Source organism: Pseudomonas sp. Snoq117.2 (assembly GCF_900110545.1).
GTDB classification, from domain to species: Bacteria; Pseudomonadota; Gammaproteobacteria; order Pseudomonadales; family Pseudomonadaceae; genus Chryseomonas; species Chryseomonas benzopyrenica.
On sequence record NZ_FOED01000043.1, the window covers coordinates 1 to 2,735 of the forward strand.

The following is a 2,735-nucleotide window of genomic DNA, read 5'->3' on the forward strand; positions in this document are numbered from 1 at the left end:
ACATGATTTTTCGGTCACTTTTCGTCCAATGACGCTGTGGGTGCCTGGAAAATTGCAACTTGCCGCGGCTGCACGACAAGTTGATCGGAGCATCCCTAGAATTCAAGTAGGCGTTCGATTGCACGCATCGCATGCCGGTGAAGTTCATGGCTACACCAATGACCAGTTTCCTCAATGTGAGCAACCTCGCCGTCATCTGAGCGGAACGAAGCCAGCACGAAGAAGAAAATAACCCAATACTTCATAAGGTCAAATCACCTGCTGGAGAGCGGGCCCGCAACTGTCAAACCCAAACCGCGACAAGATATACCGCCAGACTATCAACTGTATTACCTAGAAATTACAAATCCGTCATTTGAGCCCCGGCACGCTCATTTTGATTTACCATCCCTTTCAATAATGCCGGCGCGCGTGCGCGGTTAATTGCTCAGTGATATCGAGACAAAATCCTATGCGAATTCTGGTAATTGAGGATGAAGTAAAAACTGCGGAGTATGTGCGTCAAGGTCTGACGGAATGTGGCTATGTCGTTGATTGCGTTCACACCGGCTCTGATGGATTGTTCTTGGCCAAACAGCACGAATACGAGCTGATTATTCTCGATATAAACCTTCCAGAGATGGATGGTTGGCAGGTCCTTGAGTTGTTGCGCCGTAAAAATTGCCCTTCCCGCATCATGATGCTGACGGCGAGAAGCCGGCTGGCGGATAAGGTCCGGGGGCTGGAGAACGGCGCAGATGACTACCTAATCAAGCCATTTGAGTTTCCTGAGCTACTGGCCCGGGTTCGCGCCTTGATGCGCAGGTCAGATCACCCTGCATCCGTAGAGGTCATTCGCGTCGCTGACCTGGAGCTTGATCAGAGCCGGCACAGGGCATTCAGGGACGGTCAGCGCATTGACCTGACCACGAAAGAATTCGCGTTACTGCATTACCTGATGCGTAATACCGGTGTGGTGCTGAGCCGCACCCAAATTATTTCGCAGGTTTGGGATATGAATTTTGACTGCGACACAAACGTTGTAGAGGTGTCGATTCGAAGACTCAGAGCCAAGATAGATGACCCTTTCGAGACCAAACTGATACATACGCTTCGGGGCGTAGGGTATGTGCTTGAAAAACGATAGTTGCCAAGCTCTCTAGTACCGAAAATCCGCTACATACTCCCGTCGCTTGCGAGCTTGAGGTTTCTGTTTACGATCCGCGGCGCTGATTCCTCACTCAAAAAATGAGGTAGGCTGTACATGAGGTATAGCATTGATTATCAGCAGGTTTCGCAAGGGCAATCTGATGCCAGCATTAATGCCTGTCCAGCTGACATTGTCTTCAACAGCGACCATGGCCTAGCTCTTATTCCGTGCGTTGGCGATGTTATCAACCTCCCCTCTACGGCGGTCAAAGAAGGGGTTTGCGGCATCGTTAGATCAAGGATTTTCAATTATCTCAGAGGTCCTGAAGAGCTGTACTGTCACGTCAATATTCTCGTTGAAGAGGCGGACATCAATTTCGGAAGTCTCATCTCGGAATACATGCGCAATCAGTCACGTGCTCGCTCGCCTTCTTCATAAAGTCGAAGGCGGGCCTGGCCATTAATGGTTGTGTATGGGTGAGGGTTCAGCAGAGCGAGCGCCTACTGAGCACCAGAGATGAATAGTCACAGCCTAGTGGCTTAACGCGGTACTGCTGGTGTACGCAGAGCTGGACTCATTGTTTTTTGAATGGCGCATTGCAGCACATAGAAATATAAAATCCCGGAAGTAAATACGATTGCGGACAGATAAGCAAACTCAGAGTCTAAAACCCCGGAAACCATATACAATTTAATCGTGATAGAACCCATAATGATTCCGGTACAGTACATGACGCCTGTGAACTGATTGCCCAAAAAACTCAGGATGCCGCTGAAGGCATTGTTCGCACTCAACAGCATTGCTTTCAGAATCGTCCAGCCGAGAATTGGCAGAAAAGCCTTGATCATGAAGGCGAATAACATCGACGATGCAAATAGTTTTATCGGGGTTTCTGCCCACGGCTTGATGGTGCCGTCTACTTCAACGCCGGTATACAAGATGATATTCAGAATAATCGCCATAAGGGTGCATATACCGAGGCGTATCATTTCCCGCTTAAGCGGGGCCATCATTATCACTGCGTGAATCTTGTTTCCAAAGTATCGTTTTAGTCCTTGAATCGACATTTTTTCTTCCTATGCTCTCGGGTATGACGCTGTTGTAGCGTTGTATAACGGTCATGCTTTTACCCGAAGAGAGGTGACGCTTCAACGGCCCTGAATGCGCAGGGGATCTCATGTCCTTCCCCTGGCTGGGTAGCTTGCTGAGAAATTCTCATCTACCTGCGTGGCAAAGATGCGGCCACCCCGCCGCCGTCAGAGCTCTGGAGGACTGGTTGCTGTCAGCAACTCATCGAGTGACGGAACCTTAGCGTTTGCACTGAGGACGAGTGTCCTGGATCGGAGTATGGATACATCAAAGAAAGATTCGGACTCGACTCTTCCGTTTACTTCTCTCCAGTGGGTGACTTCTGGTATCAACTCATTAGGCACCGGGTGTAGTGCCATAGGGTTATGGAAGACCTCCACTTCAGCAGACCACGGCTCGTAGCCATATTGCGGCCAGAGCTGACTGAATCGCCCCTGCTTTCCTAGACACTCTCCAAGCTCAGGAAATAGCGTTTCTCATACTCTACTGGAGACAGCTGCATAGCACTGCTGTGTCG

The 2,735-nt window shown here is 49.7% G+C and carries 4 protein-coding genes; 3 read left to right on the plus strand and 1 reads right to left on the minus strand.

What is annotated here, in order from left to right; translation table 11 throughout:
- From BMZ43_RS26795 to BMZ43_RS25900, 3 genes are all read left to right on the plus strand, one after another.
- Window positions 1–232: hypothetical protein (locus BMZ43_RS26795; protein WP_218189474.1), on the plus strand; the 232-nt coding region annotated here is incomplete at its 5' end.
- Between the two features lie 219 nt (window positions 233–451).
- A complete protein-coding gene (locus tag BMZ43_RS25895) occupies window positions 452–1,126 on the plus strand; it encodes a heavy metal response regulator transcription factor (protein ID WP_003253420.1) in 675 nt (224 codons plus the stop codon).
- Between the two features lie 117 nt (window positions 1,127–1,243).
- Window positions 1,244–1,567: a hypothetical protein gene (locus BMZ43_RS25900; RefSeq protein ID WP_080574869.1), complete on the plus strand. Its 324-nt coding sequence runs from the start codon at window positions 1,244–1,246 to the stop codon at window positions 1,565–1,567.
- A gap of 101 nt (window positions 1,568–1,668) precedes the next feature.
- Here the strand turns inward: BMZ43_RS25900 and BMZ43_RS25905 are convergent, their stop codons facing one another.
- The gene (locus tag BMZ43_RS25905) at window positions 1,669–2,196 is read right to left on the minus strand and encodes a hypothetical protein (RefSeq protein ID WP_004577223.1); all 528 of its coding nucleotides are present in this window, start codon (window positions 2,194–2,196) and stop codon (window positions 1,669–1,671) included.
- Window positions 2,197–2,735 lie beyond the last annotated feature (539 nt).

Excerpts from the sequence above, each read along its gene's own strand:
- BMZ43_RS25895 (WP_003253420.1), top strand. The coding sequence starts at position 452 with ATGCGAATTCTGGTAATTGAGGATGAAGTAAAAACTGCGGAGTATGTG.
- BMZ43_RS25900 (WP_080574869.1), top strand. The coding sequence starts at position 1,244 with ATGAGGTATAGCATTGATTATCAGCAGGTTTCGCAAGGGCAATCTGAT.
- BMZ43_RS25905 (WP_004577223.1), bottom strand. The coding sequence starts at position 2,196 with ATGTCGATTCAAGGACTAAAACGATACTTTGGAAACAAGATTCACGCA.